Source organism: Pseudoroseomonas cervicalis ATCC 49957 (assembly GCF_000164635.1).
GTDB lineage: Bacteria > Pseudomonadota > Alphaproteobacteria > Acetobacterales > Acetobacteraceae > Pseudoroseomonas > Pseudoroseomonas cervicalis.
This window is the reverse complement of the sequence record NZ_GG770777.1, coordinates 1,531,118-1,535,284: the sequence shown is the minus strand read 5'-3', so window position 1 is coordinate 1,535,284 and position 4,167 is coordinate 1,531,118. Positions and strand designations below refer to the sequence as shown.

Genomic DNA, 4,167 nt, shown 5'->3' with positions numbered 1-4,167 from the left:
CGCCCAGGCGCCCTGGCCGCAGGCCCGCGCCATCAGCGTGGTGGTGCCCTTCGGCGCCGGCGGCGCCACCGACATCGCCGCCCGCGTCATCGCCCAGGAGATGCAGGCGAGCCTCGGCCAGAGCCTGGTGCTGGAGAACCGGGGCGGCGCCGGTTCTACCCTCGGCACCGGTTATGTGGCGCGGCAGGCGCCGGATGGCTACACGCTGCTGATCACCACGATCAGCGGGCTGGCGATCGGCCAGACCCTGTATCGCGGCCGCATCCAGTATGATGCCGACACCTCCTTCGCCCATATCGCCATCATGATGGGCACGCCCTATCTGCTCTGCGTCGATCCGCGCCTGCCGATCCGCAGCCTGGCGGAGTATGTCGCGGCCTCGCAGAACCGGGTGATGGATTACGGCACTTCGGGCGTCGGGGGTGTGGCGCATCTGCTCGGGCTGCGCCTGGCGCGGGCCAGCGGCGCGAAGCTGGAGCATGTGCCCTATCGCGGCTCCACCCAGGCGATCACCGATGTCATGGCGGGCGTGGTGCCCTCGGTGCTGGACAGCCTGACGGCGACCAGCGCGCATCTGCGCTCCGGCGCGCTGCGGGCGCTGGCGACCTCGGCGCCCGAGCGCTCGCCCGATTTCCCGGAGGTGCCGACCTTCCGCGAACTGGGCTATCCGGATGTGGTGGCCGATGGCTGGGCCGGCCTCGCGGCCCCCGCCGGCACGCCGCGCCCGGTGCTGGAGAAGCTGGCCGAGGCGGTGCGCAAGGCGCAGGACAGCCCCAATGTGCAGCGCCGCTTCGCCGAGACCTCGACCACGGCGGGGCGGCTCTATCTGGACGCGGCGCAGGATTTCGTGCGCCGTGAGGTGGCGAGCTGGAAGCCGGTGATCGAGGCCTCCGGCATCACGCCGGACTGAGCGGCACGGCAGCGGAAACGGGGAGAGAGCGGATGCGCGGCATCGTGGTGGCGGCCCAGCCGGAAGCGGCGGAGGCGGGCGTCGAGATCCTGCGGCAGGGCGGCAATGCGGTGGACGCCGCCATTGCCTGCGCCTTCAGCCAGGGTGTGGTGGACCCGCAGATGTGCGGCATCGGCGGCTTCGGCGCGATGCAGATCTGCATGCCGAAGCAGGGCGTACACAGCGTGCTGGAATTCTTCGCCCGCGCGCCGCTCTCCGCCACGCCCGAGATGTGGGCGGACAAATTCATCGGCCAGTCGCGCGACGGCTTCGTCTTCCTGCTGAACGACCAGAGCAACGATATCGGCTATGGCTCGGTCGGCACGCCCGGCAATGTGGCGGGCTATACTGAGGCGCTGTCGCGCTTCGGCACCATGCCCTTGCGCGACGTCATGGCGCCGGCCATCGCGCAGTCGCGCCGCGGCGTGATGGTGCGGCCCTATGTCCACTACTACTGGGCGCTGGACCATGGGAATGACGGCCAGGTCAATGTCGAGGACAAGCTGCGCTTCAGCGAGACCGGGCGGCAGGTCTATTTCCGCCCCGACGGCCGGCTGAAGCGCCCCGGCGACATGCTGCGCAACCCGGAGATGACCCGCACGCTGGAGCGCATCGCCGAGGGCGGCGCGGACGTGTTCTACCGCGGCGACATCGCGCGCGAGATCGCGGCCGACATGGCGGCGCGGGGCGGCGGCATCACGCTGGAGGACCTCGCCGCCTATCGCGTGCGGGAGAAGTCGCCCTGCTGGGGCGCGTATCGCGGGCTGCGGGTCGCCTCCAACCCGCCGCCGGCGGGTGGCGGCTCGCTGATCGAGCTGCTGCACATCCTGGCGCAGTTCGACCTCGGCGCGCTGGAGCACAACAGCGTCGAGCATCTGCGCATCCTGGCGGAAGCCATGAAATGGATGACCATCGACAAGGACGCCCATATGGGCGACCCGGATTTCGTCGATGTGCCGATGGAGCGGCTGCTCTCCGACGCGCATGCCAGGGCGCTGGCCGCGCGCATCCGCGCCGGCGAGAAGGCCGCCGTGCCGCGCGCCGAGGAGCCGCGCGACCCGCCCGACACCACCGTGGTCTGCGTCGTCGACGCGGCGGGCAATGCGGTGTCGATGACGCACACGCTGGGCATCCCCTCGGGCGTCATCACCCCGGGGCTCGGCTTCATGTACAATGGTTGCATGAGCGGCTTCGATCCGCGCCCGGGCCGCGCCGCCTCCATCGCGCCGGGCAAGAGCCGCGCCAGCGCCATGGCGCCGACCATCCTGTTCGAGGGCGAGCAGCCCTGCATGGTGCTGGCGGCCCCCGGCGGCACCTATATCGTGCCGGCGCTGGCCCAGGCGATCAGCAATGTCGTCGATTTCGGCATGAGCATGGCGGAGGCCGTGGCGGCGCCGCGCATCGTCGCGCTGAGCGACACGATCGATGTCGCCAACCGTATCCCGCACGGCGTCACCGATGCGCTGGCGGCGCTGGGCTACCCGGTCGCGCGCTCCTACCAGAGCTATGCCTTCGGCGCGCCGCACGGGCTGGCGCTGCGCGACGGCGCCTGGCAGGGCGGTGCCGACCCGCAGCGCGACGGCATGGCGCTGCGGGCCTGAACACGGGGCGGCGGGCGGATCAGCCCGCCGCGTCACCCCGCGGCGCGGCCGCGAGCGCGCAGAGACGCTCGGTCAGGCGATAGGAATCGACGAAGGACTCCACCGGCAGGAACTCGTCGCGCGAGTGGAAATTGTGCGCGCCGGTGAAGTAGTTCGGCGTCGGCACACCGCGCGCCGACAGCGCCGAGCCATCCGTGCCGCCGCGCATGGCGATGACCTTGGGCGTGATGCCCATCTGCCCCATCGCCTGCACGATCAGGTCGACGCAATGCCGGTCATTGCCCAGCGCCGCGTCGATGTTCTGGTAGCTGTCCTCGATCGTCAGCGCGATCTTCGCGCGCGGGTGGCGGGCGCGCAGCCGCTCCACCGCCTCGGCCACATAGGCCTTGCGCTCGGCGAAGCGCGCCCCGTCATGGTCGCGGATCGACATCTGCAGCCGCGCGCTGCTCTGGTTGCCGGAGATGCCGTTGCACCACCAATAGCCCTCGCGCCCCTCGGTGTGCTCGGGCGTCTGCAGCGGGTCGAACATCCCCACCAGCTCGGTGGCGATCAGGATCGGGTTCACCAGCACGCCCTTGGCGGTCATCGGATGCGCGGTGATTCCGGTGATGTCGACCGTGACGCCGGCGGCGTTGAAGGTCTCGTAGACCAGCTCGCCGCGCTCGCAGCAATCGATGGTGTAGGCGAAGGCGACGGGGAAGCGCGCCAGATCCATCACCTTGGCGCCGCGCAGCCCGATCTCCTCATCGGGCACGAAGGCCAGGATGATGTCGCCGCGCGGCGCGTCGCTCTGCCGCAGCCGGTCGGCCAGCGTCATCAGCACGGCGATCGCCGCCTTGTTGTCGGCGCCCAGCACGCTGGTGCCGTCACTGACAAGGATCTCCTGGCCGCGATAGGGCAGGATCTCGGGGTGCTCGGCGACGCGCAGCCAGATATCCTGCTCGCGGTTCAGCGGCAGGTCCTCACCCTCGAAGCGCAGGCGCTGCGGCTTCACCACGGGGGAGAGGCCGACATCCACCGTGTCCAGATGCGCGACAAAGCCGATGCAGGGCGCCTCCGGCCGGTTGCCCGGCAGGCGCGCGGTCAGGATGCTGTGCGCGTCGAGATGGATATCGGCCAGGCCCAGCGCCTCCAGCTCGGCCTTGAGCAGTTCGGCGAGGGCACGCTGCCCCTCGGTGCTGGGCAGGGTGGTGGCGCTGGCATCGCTCTGGCTCGCCACGGCGAGGTAGCGGAAGAAGCGCGCGATCAGCTGTTCGGCGAGGGCGTCGGCCATGGGGTGCTCCTGCATCAATCCGCCGCATCATCGCACGCCCCGGCGGTGCCGCCAGCGGCAGCGCGGCCTTTAAAAACGCGACCGGTCCCAAATGAAGCGGCAGAAAAAACTTATCTTTCGCGGCCTTGCCTGTAACGATCGAATGCCGTTAATGAAACTTACTCGCATTTGCAGGCCTCCGGCGCCCCGGAAGCAACCCGCCGGACCCTGCCTCCGCTCCGGTGCGGCGCCGGGGCGTTCGGCCGGAACCAAGGACCGACGCGCATGCCTCATCTCCATGGCCAGGCCATCCCCGAACGCGCCCTTCCGCCCGCGGGCGCGCATGGCCGTGCCGCCGCCGCGGC

At 70.5% G+C, this 4,167-nt stretch carries 3 protein-coding genes; 2 read left to right on the top strand and 1 reads right to left on the bottom strand.

The window, feature by feature from the left end; all coding sequences use genetic code 11:
- Both HMPREF0731_RS06600 and ggt read left to right on the top strand, forming a co-directional pair.
- Positions 1 to 910 (top strand): Bug family tripartite tricarboxylate transporter substrate binding protein (locus HMPREF0731_RS06600; protein WP_007003277.1); only part of this gene is annotated, 910 nt, incomplete at its 5' end.
- A 32-nt stretch (positions 911 to 942) separates the two neighbouring features.
- Positions 943 to 2,550, top strand: coding sequence for a gamma-glutamyltransferase (gene ggt / locus HMPREF0731_RS06595; protein WP_007003276.1), 1,608 nt, complete (start codon positions 943 to 945; stop codon positions 2,548 to 2,550).
- Between the two features lie 19 nt (positions 2,551 to 2,569).
- Here ggt and pepT read toward each other — a convergent pair whose 3' ends face one another.
- Positions 2,570 to 3,823: a peptidase T gene (gene pepT / locus HMPREF0731_RS06590; protein WP_040611979.1), complete on the bottom strand. Its 1,254-nt coding sequence runs from the start codon at positions 3,821 to 3,823 to the stop codon at positions 2,570 to 2,572.
- Positions 3,824 to 4,167 lie beyond the last annotated feature (344 nt).